At 67.0% G+C, this 698-nt stretch carries 1 protein-coding gene; it reads left to right on the top strand.

Annotation, left to right across the window (positions count from 1 at the left end; all coding sequences use genetic code 11):
* Positions 1–698, top strand: a 698-nt coding sequence (locus tag Q7C21_RS22295; protein WP_375151130.1) for an AMP-binding protein, incomplete at both ends; no start/stop codon positions are given.

Genomic DNA, 698 nt, shown 5'->3' with positions numbered 1-698 from the left:
CGAGCCCGGTGAGCACCGCCTGGATCAGTGCATCCATCACCTGTTCAGCGAGCAGGCCCTGGCCCGTCGCGACGCTCCGGCCCTGACCTTCGCCGGGCAGACCCTGAGCTACAGCGAACTGGACAGCCGCGCCAACCGCCTGGCCTGGATGCTCCGCGAGCGTGGCGTGGGCCCGCAGGTGCGGGTCGGCCTGGCGCTGGAACGTTCCCTGGACATGGTCGTCGGCCTGCTGGCGATCCTCAAGGCCGGTGGCGCCTACGTGCCCCTGGACCCGGAATACCCCCGGGACCGCTTGGCCTACATGATCGAGGACAGCGGCATCCGCCTCTTGCTGAGCCAGCGTTCGCTGCTGCCGCTGCTGGATTTCCAAGCCGATGCAGAGGCGCTCAAGGTCATCCTCCTGGACCAGGATCAGGACGCGCTGCTGGCTTATGACAGCGGCCCGCTGGAGACGCCGGTCGACCCGCTGAACCTGGCCTATGTGATCTACACCTCCGGCTCCACCGGTCTGCCCAAGGGCGTGATGGTGGAACACCGCAACGTCGCCCGGCTGTTTTCCGCCACCCGCGACTGGTTCGATTTCAACTGGCGCGACGTCTGGGCGCTGTTCCATTCCTTCGCCTTCGACTTCTCGGTGTGGGAGATCTGGGGCGCCCTGATCCATGGCGGCCAGTTGCTGGTGGTGCCCCAGGTCGTCA

Origin of the sequence: Pantoea sp. ANP04 (genome assembly GCF_041982285.1) — a bacterium.
Classification (GTDB): Bacteria; Pseudomonadota; Gammaproteobacteria; order Enterobacterales; family Enterobacteriaceae; genus Pantoea; species Pantoea eucalypti.
The sequence above is the reverse complement of the archived record's forward strand: the minus strand, read 5'-3'. Positions and strand labels throughout refer to the sequence as shown.